At 60.4% G+C, this 17965-nt stretch carries 10 protein-coding genes and 3 pseudogenes; 2 read left to right on the forward strand and 11 right to left on the reverse strand.

Features of this window, described 5'->3' with window-relative positions:
* The first annotated feature begins 401 nt into the window (after window positions 1–401).
* Together virG and EB233_RS31945 are read left to right on the forward strand one after the other, a co-directional pair.
* Complete coding sequence (virG, locus tag EB233_RS28970) at window positions 402–1121, forward strand: two-component system response regulator VirG (RefSeq protein WP_019856516.1); 720 nt, start codon at window positions 402–404, stop codon at window positions 1119–1121.
* Between the two features lie 27 nt (window positions 1122–1148).
* A pseudogene (locus EB233_RS31945) lies at window positions 1149–1684 on the forward strand (ISKra4 family transposase); the annotation flags it as partial.
* Between the two features lie 70 nt (window positions 1685–1754).
* On the opposite strand, the pseudogene EB233_RS28975 reads toward EB233_RS31945, so the two are convergent.
* The 11 genes and pseudogenes from EB233_RS28975 to EB233_RS29025 all read right to left on the reverse strand — a co-directional run.
* Window positions 1755–4940, reverse strand: a pseudogene (locus tag EB233_RS28975) (Ulp1 family isopeptidase); the annotation flags it as partial.
* 75 nt (window positions 4941–5015) lie between these two features.
* A protein-coding gene (locus EB233_RS28980) for an IS5 family transposase (protein ID WP_155765428.1) occupies window positions 5016–5767 on the reverse strand; the annotation gives its coding sequence in 2 pieces (ribosomal slippage) (window positions 5016–5437 and window positions 5437–5767; 753 coding nt in all).
* Between the two features lie 65 nt (window positions 5768–5832).
* Window positions 5833–6645: pseudogene (locus EB233_RS28985) on the reverse strand (type IV secretory system conjugative DNA transfer family protein); the annotation flags it as partial.
* Window positions 6646–7319: 674 nt separating this feature from the next.
* Window positions 7320–8357, reverse strand: a complete 1038-nt coding sequence (locus tag EB233_RS31680; protein WP_179948858.1) for a type III secretion protein — start codon at window positions 8355–8357, stop codon at window positions 7320–7322.
* A 357-nt stretch (window positions 8358–8714) separates the two neighbouring features.
* Window positions 8715–10406: a type IV secretion system ATPase VirD4 gene (gene virD4 / locus EB233_RS28995; RefSeq protein WP_064987357.1), complete on the reverse strand. Its 1692-nt coding sequence runs from the start codon at window positions 10404–10406 to the stop codon at window positions 8715–8717.
* Window positions 10407–10651: 245 nt separating this feature from the next.
* A complete protein-coding gene (locus tag EB233_RS29000; RefSeq protein WP_244277777.1) occupies window positions 10652–11224 on the reverse strand; it encodes a hypothetical protein in 573 nt (190 codons plus the stop codon).
* A 517-nt stretch (window positions 11225–11741) separates the two neighbouring features.
* On the reverse strand, window positions 11742–11954 hold the full coding sequence (locus tag EB233_RS29005; RefSeq protein WP_064987413.1) for a cold-shock protein: 213 nt from the start codon (window positions 11952–11954) through the stop codon (window positions 11742–11744).
* A gap of 338 nt (window positions 11955–12292) precedes the next feature.
* Window positions 12293–13945: an MFS transporter gene (locus tag EB233_RS29010; RefSeq protein ID WP_064987355.1), complete on the reverse strand. Its 1653-nt coding sequence runs from the start codon at window positions 13943–13945 to the stop codon at window positions 12293–12295.
* Between the two features lie 404 nt (window positions 13946–14349).
* Window positions 14350–15399 carry a type 2 isopentenyl-diphosphate Delta-isomerase gene (gene fni, locus EB233_RS29015; RefSeq protein WP_019856506.1) on the reverse strand — a complete coding sequence of 350 codons (1050 nt, stop codon included), beginning with the start codon at window positions 15397–15399 and terminating at the stop codon, window positions 14350–14352.
* An 85-nt stretch (window positions 15400–15484) separates the two neighbouring features.
* Window positions 15485–16387 (reverse strand): terpene synthase family protein, encoded by a 903-nt coding sequence (locus EB233_RS29020; protein WP_019856505.1) that lies wholly within the window; start codon window positions 16385–16387, stop codon window positions 15485–15487.
* A complete protein-coding gene (locus EB233_RS29025; RefSeq protein WP_064987353.1) occupies window positions 16384–17934 on the reverse strand; it encodes a hypothetical protein in 1551 nt (516 codons plus the stop codon). The genes EB233_RS29020 and EB233_RS29025 overlap by 4 nt, the downstream gene beginning before the upstream one ends.
* Window positions 17935–17965: the final 31 nt, after the last annotated feature.

The following is a 17965-nucleotide window of genomic DNA, read 5'->3' on the forward strand; positions in this document are numbered from 1 at the left end:
GCGGCGCTGCTTAACCACGTCGGACTCCCACGAGTCGGACGATGTCGAGATGATCCAGGCCACAAGCGCCGGATAACGTGACGAGGAAGCAAACACATTGCAGGCAACTCGGCATCCATGCCGTCGAACCCGAATAGTGTGAGCGGGTCAGCATCAAACTGACAAAGCGGAGAATCACGATCCGGAAAAGCGAGTCGGCGCTTGAACCTGTCTGGTGCACGGCTAAATGCATGCCGCCAGTCCGCGATAAGGCCCTGCTTTCTACCGATTATGGACGAGCAACGCCTCCTTACCTGGCCGCCGCAGCGGCGGGTGGATCATGGGGCAGCTGTTCTACATCGGTGCCCTAGGGTTGCTCGGCAACAGCTTAGACAAAGCGATTCGAGATTGAAGGTGAGCCGTTGAAACATGTTCTTGTCATCGATGATGATGCCCCAATGCGGCACCTCATCGCCGAGTACCTCACGATGCATGCCTTGAAGGTAACCGCAGTCCACGATAGCAAGCAGTTTGACTATGTTCTTTCACATGAGCCAGTCGATCTCGTGGTTGTTGACCTTAACCTAGGCCGGGAGGATGGACTTGCGATCGTCCGCAATCTGGCGACAAAATCGCATGTTCCGATCATAGTGATCAGCGGCGACCGGCTTGATGAGGCGGAAAAAGTGGTTGCACTGGAGCTCGGCGCAACGGATTTCATTGCCAAGCCTTTCGGGATGCGCGAATTCTTGGCCCGCATTCGAGTAGCGTTACGAGAGCGCATTCCTCGAACCAGAGATCAGCGCTCATTTCGCTTTGGGGCCTGGAAGCTCAGCGTCAAGCAGCGGCGACTGATCTTTGAGGAGCGTGGTGAGGTCAAGCTTACCGCAGGTGAGTTCAATCTCTTGATCGCGTTCTTGGAGAACCCACGCAACGTGTTATCCAGAGAACGGCTTCTGCTCGCGAGCCGTGTGCGTGGAGAAGAGGTCTGTGATCGAAGTGTCGATGTCCTGATTATGCGCCTGCGCCGAAAGCTGGAGGTTGATGCGGCCAATCCTTGCCTGGTCAAAACGTCCCGTGGTGCAGGGTACTTCTTCAACGCTGACGTAGATGTCAGCTACGGAGGGATCTCGGCAGCTTGACCGGGAGGTATTCTGGAGTTTCCCGAGTACATCCGCCACCGCGACGACTGGAAGAAAAATCGAGCTGATCGCAGGCCACTCGCGGCCTGAAGACGGCGCTCCGCGCTACATCGGTTTCGTCCACGGCTATGATCGCGAGCTGCAATGGCACGTTCTCGACCATCTCAAGCAGCAGGGCGTCCGGACCAATCAGGATATTACCTTCATCAACGATGGTGGGAAGAAGTCCGCTCGGTCGCGGAAATGATCGCACGGCGAGCGAGCATGTCCTCGACTGGCTTCATACACCACGCGCATCACGCTCCTTCGCCAGTTCGTGCAAGGGCTCGAAAACCACCGACGAGCAGATCGGACAGGACCTGCTTGAAAGCTTGCGCAGGATCAAATGGCATCTCTGGCATCGTAACCTCTATTGTGCCCGTGACGAAATCGCCGACCTGCAGTTCGACCCGGAAGGTCTCGAAACAGGCTAGCCGAATATGCGCAAGTTCCTGACCGCCGTCGGCGGGTTCCAGGCCTACATCGCCTTCAACGGTGCCAGCCTGGTAAACTTCGACAAGAGCTAACGGTCCGGATATCGCATCAGCGCCTCTGTCTCAAAAGAGCTGTTCTGCTTCGCCCCAGCCGTGGAGCTCAACGTCCGGCGTCGAAGCGCTCTCTGCTTCTGGAGGAAGCCATGAGGTCTGCTCGGGTTTGATCGGAGTCTTGCCTGATGGACGACGTATTTGCTTCGCTCGCTTGCCGCCCCGTGGCGAAGGATTGCGGATTGTCAGTCCTCTGCATCTTCGCCGGTCTCAACAGCACTGTGTAACGTTCAGTGTTTATGATGACGCCCTCTCTGTTCACGCGGTTGTCAAGTGTACCCGTCAGCTCGTCCTGGCTCTCGCGAGTCCTGCCCAAGTGCGGTTCAAACGGTGCTGGCGCCACTTGTCGGGCTTGCTGCTCTTGCAAGACGGCATGTTGCACCTGCGACCCGGCTGCTGCGAAAGCATCCGCGGGGATTGCGGCAAGCTCGTGCGGCAAGCGGCCCTGCCTCAGTCGGTTTTGCAGCGCCTGCCGATCGGCGACGAGGTAGTTGAGGTCCAGTGGCAGCTGCCGTTCTGGCCGCTCTTGGTTCGCCAATCGAAGAACCAGCTCGCGCGTGCCGTCCACCACGAACACGCCGCAATCAACAAGGTTGTTCTGCTGCGCCACCTCGGGTGTCACCAGGATGGTCGCGTCCAGTCTTGTTGCGAGCTCTCGGGCAGGCGCGTCATTGTATCCCCGTCGATTTTGGTGGACGGAGTCGTTTTGCTGGACGGAGTCGTAGTGATAGGCGACCGTTCTTTGCGGGTCGCGGCGATCTACGAGCAGCAGCGACCAATGGGTGCCTCGGTTGCTAGGAGTGCCATCGTTCACTGGCACGAATAGGAAGTCGGGTGGGTCGGCGTTTCGATTATAAATCGACTGCAATGTGCCTAGCGCGTCTGGCTGCTCCATGTGGCGCAGCAGATGGGATACCGACGGATCCACCAGCCGCGTTCGAGCGGCGAGCGCTGGATCCGCCTGCTGCAGCTGCTGCTCGAGGAATTCGTAATCCCTCTGGATATGGGCGTCGCTTAGCAGTTCGGTGGCCCCGAGCACCGCCCCCGCGGGGAGGTTGGATGAGCCTGACGGAAAAGCTCCGATCCGAGCATCGGAGGTGGTGGTCAGATCGACCAACGGAACACCGCGATAGGTGTCTGAAAGCCTGGCGGTCGCTGGCGAGACGGGTCCTGGAGCTCTTGCCGGTACTGCTGCCGCTGCAGCTTCGCTCATCGGACCGCGATGGACGAGCGAAAAGTCGTTGCGCCCTTCTGGCCTCTCGGCGGCGTAGCCGCGACCTTCAATCTCGTGGTTCCACTCCTTCTTTTCCGCATCCGGCAAGAGGCCATAACCATAATGGTCCAAGGAAGAGAGCATCGCGCCTGGGACGCCTTGAATCCCATGGGAGAAGCCTTTGGGGACGGCGAATGAGACGTTTATGGAGTTCTCGATCGCAGCGGGCGGCTTCTCAGACCATGCGGAGGGCGCGGCCTCCGCATGCAGCCTTCCGATGTGTTCAGACCCTGTCCATTGAACCGGTACCCCTTCCAATGGCAATTCACCCAACTGCTGCATGGGGGCCTGCATCGGCATGCGGCCGCCTGAATTGCCGATTTCGCTCAGCGGCTGCTGAATGGCGACGGCTTGCGGCGTATTCAGGGCCCTCTGCCGCTCCGCTGGCCACAACAGCGCTGTGGAATGTTCATTGTTGATGATGACCCGCTCGGGTGCCAGGTGGTTGCCCTGGTCAAGCGCATCCGGCCAGGGCCGGATCTGCTGTTGGCTGGCAGCTAACACTGGCGGGGCGGCGGCCTCAACTCCGGCGTGCCCAGAGCCGGCCGCTGCGAAAGCGTCGGCCACGCTTCTGTCTGACGCGGACTCCGCATCACGAACCCGTTGCAACGCGAAGAAGAGATTGCGGTTGCCTGGAAACAACGTCGCGGCGGATTTGATCCGCGAATTGTGATCCAGCCCAGAGATCGTCTGGCCCCAGCTCCCAAGCGCTTCAGAAAATCTGCGAAGATTCCGACCATAGTTATCACGGCTGCCGAAGCCCAAGCTGCTGTCACTGGCCAATTGTTCTAAGATACGCGCGTCTGCCTTTGAGGGCACCGCTGGCCGCCCGGCAGCAGCTGAATAGCCCGGCTCGTGATACGCACGCAGGACGTTCAACGCCGTCTTCATGCCGTGGTTTTCCGGAAAGAAAGTATCGACGTGATCGACCAGGGATTGGTGATTTTTTAGATCAATCGCTTGGCCGCGAGCGCCGAGATCATTCGCCAATCGGCGAAGCGCATGCAAGTATATTCGGACCGTCGCCGCGCTATGGTGTTGCTGGGCCGCAGCGTGGGCGATCGCCTTATCAATAACGTCCCGGTGTTCGCCGGACAGGTGGCGATAGCGGGCTTCACGGGCGCCACTCGCGCCAGGAGCCGGATCGGCTCGGCGCGGTTCGGCCACGTGCTGCTCAAAGCTCACTTGCCGGGCCTGGCCCGCATCCGGCAAGGGGGCATGGGGGTCCAAGAAAGAGAGCATCGCGTCTGGGACGCGTTGAGTCCGATGGGAGAAGCCTTTGGGGACGGCGAATGAGACGTTGATGGAGTCCTCGATCGCAGCGGGGGGTGCCTCAGACCTTGCGGAGGGCGCGGCCTCCGCATGCAGCCTTCCGATGTGTTCGGACCCTGTGCCTTGAACCGGTACCCCTTCCAATGGCAATTCACCCAACTGCTGCATGGGGGGCTGCATCGGCACGCGGCCGACTGAATTGCCGATTTCGCTCAGCGGCTGCTGAATGGCGGCGGCTTGCGGCGTATTCAGGGCCCTCTGCCTCTCCGCTGTCCGCAACAGCGCCGTGGAATGTTCATTGTTGATGATGACCCGCTCGGGTGGCAGGTGGTTGCCCTGTTCAAGCGCATCCGGCGAGGGCCGGATCTGCTGTTGGCTGGCAGCTAACACTGGCGGGGCGGCGGCATCAACTCCGGCATGCCCAGAGCCGGCCGCTGCGAAAGCGTCCGCCACGCCGCTGTTGAGGTCACCCGGTCCAGCGGGCATCCCTGGGTCGCTGAAAAAAGACGAGGCGGCTTGATCATCCTGCCCTCGCTGAAGCATTTCGCGGAACCCCTGTTCCAGTCGCAGAAGCGCCTCTGGATTGGTTGGCGGCTCGTCAGCTCGATCATCGAACAGCGGCCGGAGCGCCTCGGCCACGTGCTGCTCAAAGCCCACTTGCCGGGCCTGGCCCGCTTGCTTCTCTTCCAAGTCCTGCACCTGCGACAAAGCTGTTACGCGGGATGGATTACTATTTCGCGGGTCCACACTAAGGCCTGTTGAGATTCAGCGTGAGTTAATGACGGCGGCTGCGAGATTGATGAAGGCTGCAAAGCTCTGATCGGTTTTGTCGGCACGCATGGCGATGCGCTTGAATTCCTTGAGTTTGCAGAAGAAATTCTCGATCAGATGGCGCCATTTGTAGAGTTCCTTGTCAAGCGGCAGGGGAAAAGTACGACGTGAGTGCTGTGAAATAACGATCCTGGCGCCGCGCTCATTCAGGTCGGCAATGATGGTGTTGCTGTCGAAGGCTTTGTCGGCGATCAAGCCGCCGAAACAGACACCATCGATGAGCGGTGCGACACCCACGGTATCGAACCGCTGACCGGGCAAAAGGACAAAGCGTACAAGATTGCCAAGTGCATCGGTGAGTGCCAGAATTTTGGTTGTCATGCCGCCCTTGGAGCGGCCTATGGCCTGGCTTTGAGTCCCCCTTTTGCGCCCTGTCCGTGGCGGTGGACCTTGACGATGGTGGCATCAACCATGGCGTATTCCATGTCCGGCTCATCCGAGCAGGCCTCGAAAAGCCGAATGAAAACATCGGCTTTGACCCAATCGCGGTATCGCTTGAAAACCGTGTTCCAGCTCCCGAAGAAGGCTGGAAGGTCGCGCCACGGGCTTCCTGTCCGCACGATCCAAAGCAACGCTTCGATGAAGCGGCGATTGTCGCTACCACTTCGTCCGGGATCGGCTGGCTTACCCAGACAATGCGGTTCCATCTTCGCCCATTGGGCGTCCGTCAGCACAAATCGTTCCATCCAAAGCTTGAATCACAATCAAGCCAAAAGTGGAATCCTGAATCTCAACAGGCCTTAGCCTCACATCAAACTGTATCGTCAAAATTCTGCGCCAATTCACGCAGCGGGTCATCGAGTTGAGATTCTGCCGAGAGCCCCTCGTCCGCTATCATCAAGGGTGCCGGCTCCGGGAGGGCGCCTGTCTGGCTTTCAAAGATGCGTTTCAGAATGCGATCCGAATAATATCGCACCTTCCTCAATTGCAATGGTGGCAGACCTTTGATCAGAACAATCTCGTAGTCTTCATCGAGCAGCCGAACCTGTTCGGGACGCAACAGCGGTGCACCTTGATGTGAATTCTGAATGTTCCAATCGAACGTTCGCGCCTGGCTGTAGGAAATCGACTTGGCTTCAAATGTGTATTCACCGATGGCTTTGGAAATGTAGGTTGGAGTCTCGTCATCGGCAGTGGCCATGAACACTTGCAGGCCGGTATTGCTCAGAAAATCCTGCTTGCCAGCCTCTCCATAGGCCGTCAGTGCCGAAAGGCTTTGGATGATGAGCATGAAACGACCCTTGTAGCCCGCTATGGTCGTAATTGCGGTCTCGATCGCCTCCAGCTTACCCAAGTGCTTGAACTCGTCGAGCAGAAAGAGAACCTCGTTCTTTTCATCTTGGCGGGGCAGCGACCACTGTAGAATTGAAACGATTTGCTGAAAGAACAGGCGCATCAAAGGCGCGATCACCTCAAGGTCGTTCGGACCGACGCACAGATAGATGCACGTTCTGCGACGGCGAAGATCATAGACCGAAAAGTCCGAGCGACTTGTCGCTGCCTTTACAGCCGGATCCGCCCACAGATTGAGCCCGCCATCGCCGAGACGTCGCAGATATCCGGTGCGTCGCATTTCATCCACTCGCGCCCAGCGCGCCGTCCCGTGATGTTCGAGTTTGGGCCGCAATACGATCTGCTGAAACAGCAAGACGACCGCCGACGTGGCGAGCACGATAGCTACGGACGTGTAGGACGTCAGGATTTTTGTATCGTTCCCCGCCATGTCGTCGAAGATGCGTGTGCCTCTTTGTTCCGGGTCTGCATAGCGAGTTGCGCGAAGAGTTTGAACTTCCCCCCGGCTGGGCGAAGAGGGACAGGAGTTGCGAAACCCAGATAGAACGGCGTCTCGAACCAAAAGGCACGGATGTCAAACGTCATCAAAGCCTCGCCGCTACCCCCATGGCGGAACGTTGCGTACAGACTTGCCGCGCAGAAGCCCAAGGCGAGCGAGCACGCGATGCTAATAGCTATGTTGGGGGGCGTCGTTTTTGTTGAAGACATTGTTCCATTGCCGGATTAGCCGTAGCTAATGCTGCGCTTGCTTCAGACACCGAACCGACGTCGCGCGATGTCGCGGCTCCACAGATCGATGCCGGAGCGTGTGGTGCGATGCTTGCATCGCGCCACACGGCAGACGTGTTTCTGCCCCTAAGGCAGGTACATCAACGGCCAGCGCATTGGAGATGGCAAGGCCGAACGGGATTCGAGGAGAAACCGTCACTTACCATGGCCGAGACCTCAACGGCCGGAGCGATCTCTGCTTCTGGAGGCAGCCATTAGATCCTCGCGGGCGTGATTGTAGGCGTGGCTTATGGGCTGCCCGACTTGACCACCCCGCCGCAGCTGTTCATAGGAGATTTGCGCACCTGCCGCACGGACTTCAGCTTCAAGACCTGCTATGTGGCCGTCCAGATTCGCATTCCGTTCCTCTGCTGCATGCTGCGGCGGAGGCATCTGCGGCAAGATGTCTTGCATGCCGGGAACTGCGTGAGCTTGGGTCTGTTGATTTGCGACGAACTGGTGATACGCCGCCAATTCCGGCGGCTCGACAGGAGGCCGGGGCAGCGAGTCCAGTTGGTTGGCGGCGACCAGAACTGATTCCACTGCGTCTTGGTGCGTGCGCGAGGAAGGATCCACTTCGTAGGCTTCCTGAATCATCCGTGATGCGATTTCCTTTTGTTGGTCTTCAGGAATACGGGACAATGCGTTGCGTACACTATCGGCGAACTCGGGTGAGATCACTTGTACTTCTGCATATTTTTTCCACGAAGTGGGTTCGTTTTGCTTCCGGCGCAAATCGTTGGCAGTCTGTTCATTTGTGTCCGGATGCACGAACGGAATCAACCCCTCAACACGGTTTTTCAGGAATTCGGCGGTGCTTTTGTCCATCGACCAATGACCCTCCTTGACCGGCACTCCGCTCCATGCGCTGTCTTTCAACCGAACAGCGGGGCCGTTGGCCCAGGCATCCATAACCACGGTCGACCTCGGGTCGCGGCTTCCGCGCCGCAGTTCGTTCCAAATGTGACCTAACTTGACTGGGATCTCATCACCTTCGTCGGTTATCTGTTTCATTGACACGGAAGCACTAGAGGTCATACTCCACTCGTCGGCCGCCATGTGTGGGGCGTGGACGATAGCGGAAAGGGGAGCGTTCTGATTGCAGCACGCCGCTCCCATGACTACGGCCACTGCAACCTTAATGTTGTCGTCTGCTCCCATCATTGCAACCGACGATCCGATGCTGTTGTGGCCGCGAGAGGGAATGTCGTCCACCTTAACGTTTCCCCGGCCATGCTTGAGCAGCAGGCGAACGTCGTGAACTGTTTGCCCCGCTGTCGCGAGTCTTATCGGGCTGGTGACGTCGTCACCGACGACACACGCTCCCATATGATAGGCGGCCTGCTGGATCTGATGTGGCTCCAGAGGCGCATCTCCGCCCCGTCGCAACCTGTCGGCAGGCGTGCCCAGGGAGACCCTCAGCGCTGATATGCTGCTCTCAAAGCCGGACGCCGTGGATTCTCGCGGCGACTGTCGAGTCGATCCGGAGGATTTGGAGATGCAAATTCCCATAGCCGTTCACCTGTAGTGGAGTTTCTGATCGCCGAGGGACGGGATACGCGAGACGGGCGCTTAACCGTCAGTGTCATCTGGATGAGCTTCCATCAAGGGTGCCGGCTCCGGGAGGGCGCCTGTCTGGCTTTCGAAGATGCGTTTCAGAATGCGATCCGAATAATATCGCACCTTCCTCAATTGCAATGGTGGCAGGCCTTTGATGAGAACAATCTCGTAGTCTTCATCGAGCAGCCGAACCTGTTCGGGACGCAACAGCGGTGCACCTTGATGTGAATTCTGAATGTTCCAATCGAACGTTCGCGCCTGGCTGTAGGAAATCGACTTGGCTTCAAACGTGTATTCACCGATGGCTTTGGAAATGTAGGTTGGAGTCTCGTCATCGGCAGTGGCCATGAACACTTGCAGGCCGGTATTGCTCAGAAAATTCTGCTTGCCAGCCTCTCCATAGGCCCCCGTCAGTGCCGAAAGGCTTTGGATGATGAGCATGAAACGACCCTTGTAGCCCGCTATGGTCGTAATTGCGGTCTCGATCGCCTCCAGCTTACCCAAGTGCTTGAACTCGTCGAGCAGAAAGAGAACCTCGTTCTTTTCATCTTGGCGGGGCAGCGACCGCTGTAGAATTGAAACGATTTGCTGAAAGAACAGGCGTATCAAAGGCGCGATCACCTCAAGGTCGTTCGGACCGACGCACAGATAGATGCACGTTCTGCGACGGCGAAGATCATAGACCGAAAAGTCCGAGCGACTTGTCGCTGCCTTTACAGCCGGATCCGCCCACAGATTGAGCCCGCCATCGCCGAGGACGGACGTGTAGGAGGTCAGGATTTTTGTATCGTTCCCCGCCATGTCGTCGAAGATGCGTTGTGCCTCTTTGTTCCGGGTCTCCATGGCGAGTTGCGCGAAGAGCTTGAACTTCTCCCCCGGCTGGGCGAAGAGGTCATAGACGGCGCCGATTGTTGGCGTGCCCCGCTCGATGCAGGCAAGGATCCCCGCGACAAAGATATCTCGCGCGCCGCTGACGAAACCTTCCGCGCCCTCCCCCTTTGCCGTGATCAGGTTTGCGGCCAAGCGGCGGGCTTCGGTGAATTGCAGCTGCGGAGGCAGCGCTATAAGGTCCAACAGCGGATTGTAGCAGTTGGTGCGCCGCTCCGAATCCAGCGGCGCGAATTTGAACACGTTGTCGCCTGTGGCTTTGCGCGCCCTAGAGGTGAGCTCAAAGAGCTCCCCCTTGACGTCGAGAGCTATCACTGAGCCTTTGAATGTAAGTAGCGTTGGAATGACTATGCCGATGCCCTTGCCGGCGCGGGTCGGTGCAACGATGAGGCTGTGAGGCTGCTCGCCATTGGTCAGGTAGTAGCCAGGCCAGAAAGGGCCACTTGTCTTCCCAAATACCGGCCCTGTCACGCTACGATATCGTCGCAGATATCCGGTGCATCGCATTTCGTCGACTCGAGCCCAACGCGCCGTCCCGTGGTGTTCGAGTTTGCGCCGCAATACGACCTGCTGAATCAGCAAGACGACCGCCGACGTTGCGAGCACGATAGCTACGCCCCGATAGAAGACAGGGGTTGCGAAACCCAGATAGAACGGCGTCTCAAACCAAAAGGCACGGACGTCAAACGTCATCAAAGCCTCGCCGCTACCCCCGTGGCGGAACGTTGCGTACAGACTTGCCGCGCAGAAGCCCAAGGCGAGCGAGCACGCGATGCTAAGAGCTATGTTTGGGGGCGTCGTTTTTGTTGAAGACATTGTTCCATTGCCGGATTAGCCGTAGCTAATGCTGCGCTTGCTTCAGACACCGAACCGACGTCGCGCGATGTCGCCGCTCGACAGATCGATGCCGCAGCGGGTGGTGCGACGTTTGCATCGCACCACCCGGCAGGCGTGGTCTTTGAAAGCTACACTAAGCAGGTACGTCAACGGCCAGCGAATTGGAGATGGCAAGGCCGTGAACGGAATTCGGGAGAGGAAGCGTTACTGCCATGGCCGAGACCTCAACGGCCGGAGCGATCTCTGCTTCTGGAGGCAGCCATTAGATCCTCGCGGGCGTGATTGTAGGCGTGGCTTAGGGACTGCCCGATTTCACCACCCCGCTGCCGCTGTTCATAGGAGATTTGCGCACCTGCCGCACGGACTTCAGCTTCAAGACCTGCTATGTGGGCGTCCAGATCCGCACTGCGTTCCTCTGCTGCATGCCGCGGAGGACTCATCTGCGGCAAGATGTCTTGCATGCCGGGAATTGAGTGAGCTTGGGCCTGTTGATTTGGATCTAACTGGTGATACATCGCGTACATAGCATTGGATGCTGTCGACCTGACGTGGCCATCCGGATCGGTAGCCAATTCAGCGGCCTGATCAAAAATGCGAGATTTATTTTCAGCGTTAAACTTGCTGAAGTTTTGCGCAGCGTAAAGCGCTCCGTTAGCTTGCGAAGGTGGGGCCATGTTGCCAATGCGATTAACAATGCTATCTTGCGTCTCTGGCCTAAGGTAATGGGATACGTTACTGACTGCTCTGAATAGCTCCAATGCTACTTCATCCGAGGTGTGCCCCAGCCCGGCAGTCAATTTGTCCCCCAGATCGACGGCTGATCGTCCAAGCTGATTGGTCCGCGTTTCAAATCTCGCGAGGTCAGTTTCTGGCTCGGTTCGAGTGCCCCGAACGGCTATGCGCTCTCGCCTCCCGAGTTCTTTGAAGGTCCCAAGATTTCGCGCTGTATCGCGCGGGTTAGCGGTTACCAGCCGTTCTGCAACATGGGTCAATGGTCCGTATGGAAGGTCACGGAGAGTACTGCGATTCCCCACGTCTTGGGATGAACTTGCAGCTGCGCGTGCCCTTTTGTTATCGCGATCCATTGCTCGGCCTCCAAAGTCATTATTCGACCCAATGAGGTTACCACCGAAGCTTGACCTGCGGAACCGATATGATGTTACAGTTGTAGTCTCGCAGAAGCTTCTCCCAACTCTGGGATACGCTGAGAGCCGTAACCGGGGCAGATTTCCGGGCGGAAGGGGTTTGCGGCGAGAGCGTTCGTGATTCACCGTTTGCGTGACGCCTTCGCACTCTGCGGGTCCGACGAGAAAATCAGCCTACCTTGCTGAGACTACCTGCGGAGGACTTGCCGCTACGGCGGTCCTGCTCGATGTCGTACTTGATCTTCTGCCCATCAACGAGGTTTGAAAGTCCAGCCCGTTCTACAGCTGAAATATGGACGAAAACGTCCTGACCGCCGTCATCGGGCTGGATGAAGCCAAAAACTTTGGTGCTGTTGAACCACTTCACTGTTCCGGTCGCCATATCTGTGTATTCCTCTGTGGCCACTGCGAACCAGACGGGCCGTGAAGCCGATCCTGTTCATATCTCGTACTTTGGAGTTAACCCCAGCAAAAGCGAAAATTACAAGCCCGCCTCGGGGTTGCGGCGCGAAAAGCCATTGCTCTGTTTGAGAACGCACCGAACAGGTGCCGGTGAGCTTGAGCGCAACGCGCTCCAAGACGCTCGAGTGCCGAGGAATCTCTCCGACAAGGATACGTCTGAGCCGCCCAGGATCGAAGCCGATCTGCAAAACGGATGGTGAGAGCGTTGGCTCGTTTCCAACCTATCCTGTCTCACCAGCGCGGACGCCTGGACGAATGTCAACGCCGGAAAAAGAACCGCATCGATTGGTCCCGCTTGCGGCCAGCTCCGGTCGGCCGCTCGATCGCAAGTGTGGTTCGAGGAGGAAGCTCTCCTAGATGCAATGCGAGGAGACGCTGGTCCAACTCCTTGTCGGCTGCCGTAAGGCGGTGGTTCAGGCGAAGGTAGTCCATCCAGGTCGGGGTGCGGAAGGTTTCTGTCCAATGCGAAGGCTGTTGTAGGTCGCGCTGGAGATTCCAGTGTCGCGCACCGACGCCGCTTTGTACTCGCCGGCGTTCCCGCATCTGCTCCAGGAACGCTTCGACATTTGCTTCGGGTATTGAATATTCGATCTTGGCGACGATCGGCCCGCTTCGTGGTTTCAATTCCAGGGCAACCTGAGGCGTTTCGAAGCCAAGAGGGGCCTGATCGGAGTCTTTCCATTGACGGATGGGCAGCAGGAAGCCGGTGCCGGCGACCAGCAGCAGCGCGCCACCTGAAAGCTCCAGAGCCGAGCTTAGCGAATTGCTCTCGGCCACCGTACCCCACAGCCAGCTGCCAGCCGCGATGCCGCCGGATGAAAGAGCATAATAGATCGAGAGCGTGCGACCAACGACCCACCTTGGACTCGCCAACTGGACGCTCACGTCCAGCCCGGTCCAGGTCACGACCCAGCCCGCGCCGCCGAGCGCCAGCGCGATAACCGCCACCGCCACCGAGGGGGTGAAAGCAAGCGATAGACAACAAGCCGCACAGGCGATGCACGACAGAGTCGTCAAACGTTCCTGGGACAGCCTCCGTCTCAGAGTGTTGTTGCAGATGCCGGCGAACAAGGCGCCGGTCCCGAAGCCGGCCATCAGGATGCCGTAAACGATTGGCCCTCCCCCCAGCTGATCGCGGGCGACGAGAGGCAAGAGCGCTAGTATGGAGATGCTCGTCAGGCCAAAAAGGGCACTGCGGGCAATTGCTGCCTTGATTTCGGATGACAGGGCGGTGAAGCGCGCTCCGTCATGGATCGCAGTGGTCAATGGTTCACTCGGCAGCGGTGACGAGCGAACATGCCATTTGCAGCGCCCTATGGTCCACAGCAGCATCAGATACGTAAGCGTCGCCACGGCGAAAGCCGTCAAAGGGCCAAAGGAAGCAACCACGACGCCACCGAGAGCTGGACCGATGCTTCGGACGGCGTTATATCCGACCGAGATAAGCGTGACGGCGGCCGGAACATCGCGCTTGCGCAGGATATCGCCGACCGACGCGTGCCAGGCGGGGTCGGTGAAAGCGGCGCCTACTCCGGCCAAACAGCTGAATGCAAGAACCATCCATGGATTGAAAATTCCGAGGCCTGCAACAACAGTCAGCATCATCGAGGACAATGCGATCACGCACCAGCCAGCGAACATGAGATTGCGGCGGCTGTAATTGTCGGCTAGGGCGCCGGCGACGATTGACAGGAGGAATGTGGGCAACGTCGTCGAAGCCTGCACCAAGGCGACCATCACATCCGATGTCGAAATGGTCGCCATCAGCCAACTGATGGCGACCATTTGAATCAGCCACCCTAGACTGGATACCTGTGTGGCAATCCAGATCGGACGGAAAGTTGAATTCTCGAGCGGCGCAAACGTTGCCGATGACGCCGGATTAACTTCTTCACGCGCCACCCCGCTCATTGGGCCGAGCCCCCCTTCGCTGCCAGTTGTATGAGATTTCTCCCCGCCCACGTGCTTTGGAGGAATGGTCAAGATCAGGGCATTTTATCTGCGCAACGCAACCTATTTTTGCCTGACCGATGCTGTGGCAGAACCGAATGCTTCCTCTGGCGCGATCGTTCCGCTATCGTGACGAGACCGGTTCGATCCTGTCTTTGTCGATCCCCGACCACGTTACAAGGATCGTCAGTTTGACGATCCTTGGCGTCTCCAACCAAGCCACGTCCTGGGCATCGACTTCCCTTCTGGTGATCACGAGCTCCCGCGCGTTGAACCGCCTCGCCAAGGTGATCAGTAGTCTATCTTTGGCGTAGGTATTCAGCAACTTGCTAGGCGCCCGCCGCCACGTACGAGCGACGCCGGCATCAACCGGCGGGCAGATGTGCCGAGGGCAACAAGCGCGCCTGACGCAACGCCGCCAGATCAGCCGAGCCGGTGCAGAAGCAGGCGACGGCCAACTGGCGGATGACGATCTCGAAATGTGCGACAACCGCCTCGGTGGACACCGTCGCCGCGCGCAGCACGCCGGCCGCCTGCCCGGCGGTGTCCGCGCCCAGGCGGATGGCCTTGGCCACGTCCACGCCGTCGCGGATCCCGCCCGACGCGATCAGCTTCACCGTTGGCAGCGCCCGACGTACCGCCTGCACGCTGGCCGGGGTCGGAATCCCCCAGTCGGCGAATGACATCGCCACTGCACGGTCGGCGGCATCGCGGGCGCGCTCGCCCTCCACCGCGGCCCAATTGGTGCCGCCGGCACCGGCGACATCGATCACCGCCACGCCCGACTCGACGAGCGCACAGGCCACCGAGGCGGACAGGCCCGACCCCACTTCCTTGGCCACAATCGGCACGTCCACGCTGCGCGCGGCGCGAGCGATCTGCGCCAGGACGCCGCGCCAGTCCCGGTCGCCCTCCGGCTGTACCGCTTCCTGCAGCGCATTGAGATGGACGATGAGTCCATCGGCCTCCAGCGCATCCACCGCCCGGCGCGCCAGGTCCAGGCCGTCGGCCTCGCGCAGTTGCGCGGCGCCGATATTGGCCAGCAAGGGAATGTCTGGGGCCAGGCGGCGCAGCGCGCGCGTCAGCCCCTGCGAGTTGCGGGATTGCAGGCTCACGCGCTGCGAACCGACGCACATGGCGATCCCCAAGGCTTGCGCTGCCTCGCTCAGATGCCGGTTGATGGCCTCGGCGCGTGGCATGCCGCCGGTCATCGAGCTGATCAGCAGCGGCGCGCGCATGGTCTTGCCCAGCAGCGAGGCGCGCAGGTCGATCTGCGTCAGGTCCAACTCGGGCAATGCGCAGTGTTCGAAACGGATGTACTCCCACCCGGCGGCGACCGTGGCCGGCGCCGTTCGCCGATCCAGCACGATGTCCAGATGGTCGTCCTTGCGCCTGCTCAGGGCGATGTCGCTCATGCTCGCCCCAACCGTCGCATCAGGCGACGGCGTTGCGTCGGATCGGACCGACGGCAGCGCGCGCACGCCGCCGCCTCCCGCGCGTTTAGGCCGGCGCACGCTGGCCTCCCCCCGCAGCGTCGCTGCGGTAGCGGCTGGTAGAGGGCTGGTAGTACTGCGCGCGGATGGCCGCCATGGCCTCGATCAACGGTCCCCACGGCGCGGGAAAGCGTTCTTCCGCCATCACCCGGTGCAGCATGCGCGTGTGGCCGGCCAGCTCGTCGTTGAGGAACTCCACCACAGGCATAGCCGGATAGCGCTGCCGCAGCAGGATCGCCGCGTTGTCGGCCTCGCCGGCCGACCTGTCCTTGTCGCGTCCATGCAGATCGTTCTGCAGGCGCCCTATTGCGCAGATGAGCCGCAGGACCTGGCGAAACGCCGGACGCGCGCGCAAGGTCGCCATGTCCAACCCCCACAGCAACGATAGGCAACAGAACACGTTCGTGTAGGCGATCGAATCGATGCCGTTGTGCAGGTACTCGGCGTAGGACCAGCGTTCCGCCCCTGCCGCCTGCGCGTGTCCGGCGCGCAGCGCCCCGCAGTAGCACCGGGTATCGTCGAGAAGCTGAGCATAGTCGCGGCGATCGTAGGCGAGCGCGGCCAGCGAAGCGCGCAGCACAGCGCAGCCCTCGAATCCGGGGAGCGCGCACGGCACGCCCTGCCTCAGCGCCTGCTCCACCGCGGCGAGCTCCTCCGGCGCGATCAGGCCAAGGTCGTTGCAATCGTCGAGCCAGAACAACAGCGCCAGTTCGCGATAGAACGCCACGATCAGCGTTTCGTCCTGCGGATCGCGGCCAGTGCGGGCGCTGGTGTCGCGCAGGCTCGGGTGGATGCGCTGCAAGATGTACTGGCCGCCCCTGACCGCTTCCACGGCATGCTCGTCGGCGAACCCTGTCAGGGAACGCCCCCACTCCAGCACCTGCTGCAGCGCGCGTTCGGTCTGGATCATGGCGCCGCTCCTGCTCCCTCGGCCAGGACGCGCCGCCCCCAACGAAGCGCCAGCCACAACCCGGCGAGTTCGGCCACGCGCACGACCCGGGTGGGGCAATACAGTTCCTTGCCGATCCACAGCGACGTCTGCGGCAATGCATGCTCCACATGGCGGGCGAGCATCCACTCCAGCGCACGCGCCACCGCCTGCGCGATGCGCCGGCGCCCTGTCGGCTCTTCGCTCCCGTCCATCACGTGCAACGCGAACAGCGCATAGGCGGTTTCCTCGAATGAGGACGCGCGACCGGCGCCCCAGCCGCCGTCATCGCGCTGCGCCTGCAGCAGCGCTGCCAGCGCGCGCTCGTCGCGCCACTGGGGCTTGCCTTGCGCCAGCGCAGCGACAGCATGCGCGGTGGGATACAGCCACGAAACGTGCCATTTTTCGTTGTCCCATAGACCGTGCGGGTTGCGATTGGCCTCGACGTAAGCGCTGGTACCGGCGGCGGGCTTTCCCAACAGTCGCAACGCATGCAGGGCATGGATGTTGGTCGACACCGAGGCATTGCGCTCGCCGGGGAAGGTGACGAATAGCTCGCCGACTTCGAAATCGCGCAACGCATCGACCGGCGGTTCGCGACCTGCAAGGCGCAGGACGCACAACGCAACGGAGGTGTCGTCGGCATCGGCTGCGAAGTGCAAGGCCGGGCCCAGACCGCCCACGCCCATGCGGGCGTCGAGCTGCGCGACGATCACGCGCACGGCATCGGCGAACGCGGGATGCGCGAACAGCCCGGCCAGATGCAGGGTGTACAGCGACCAGCATGGCTCGAACACATTGATCGGCCAGACGTTGGGAACGACACCTTCGATGCCGCTGCGCGTCGCCCGCGATGCCGCCTGCAGATACGCGTCGGTGCGCCCGACCTGCGGCGTGCTCCCATCTGTTACGGCGTGCGCACGCCACGCGGCCGTGGCCGCCGGACTGATGCCAATGCTGCCGTCATCGTCCGGACATGCGGTGGTCGGCGACGTTCCCCAGGCTTCCCAGGAGTGCAGCAACGGATGGCCGCTCGGCAACGTCGCCACCGCGCCCAACTTGACAAGGCACGCCTGCCGCAACGGCAACAGCGCCGGGTGGCGCGGAAACCCCACGCCGCCCAGCAAGGATGCGGCCTCGCCGCACAACTGCGGCAGGATCAGCTCCGCGCCGATCGGCGCGTCTTCCGGCACCGAATGCGCGTAGGGATCGGGCTGGCGCTCGAGGAACCGGGTTGCAGCCTGGACTGCGTCGGCAGCGCCGGGAAGAGGATCGGCACGCTGCAATGTCAGCAACGCCGCCCAGGTGGGCGCATGGCGGAACAGCGGGAAGTCCGCGCTTCCCCATCCGCCATCGGCCTGTTGTTGCGCGATGAGCCACGCGTATGCCTCCTGCCGACCGGTGACGTTGCCGTGGAACTGCAGAGCTCGCGCCGTGTCGTAGACGGACGGACCGACGCTGCCGCCGTCGCTCATCTCGATCAGCAGGTGGCGCAATTCGGAAAGGATCTGTTCGGACAGCGCGTTCACGCGGTATGTTCCTTCTGCAGACAGTTGACGG

Source organism: Mesorhizobium erdmanii, from assembly GCF_013170725.1.
GTDB classification, from domain to species: domain Bacteria; phylum Pseudomonadota; class Alphaproteobacteria; order Rhizobiales; family Rhizobiaceae; genus Mesorhizobium; species Mesorhizobium erdmanii.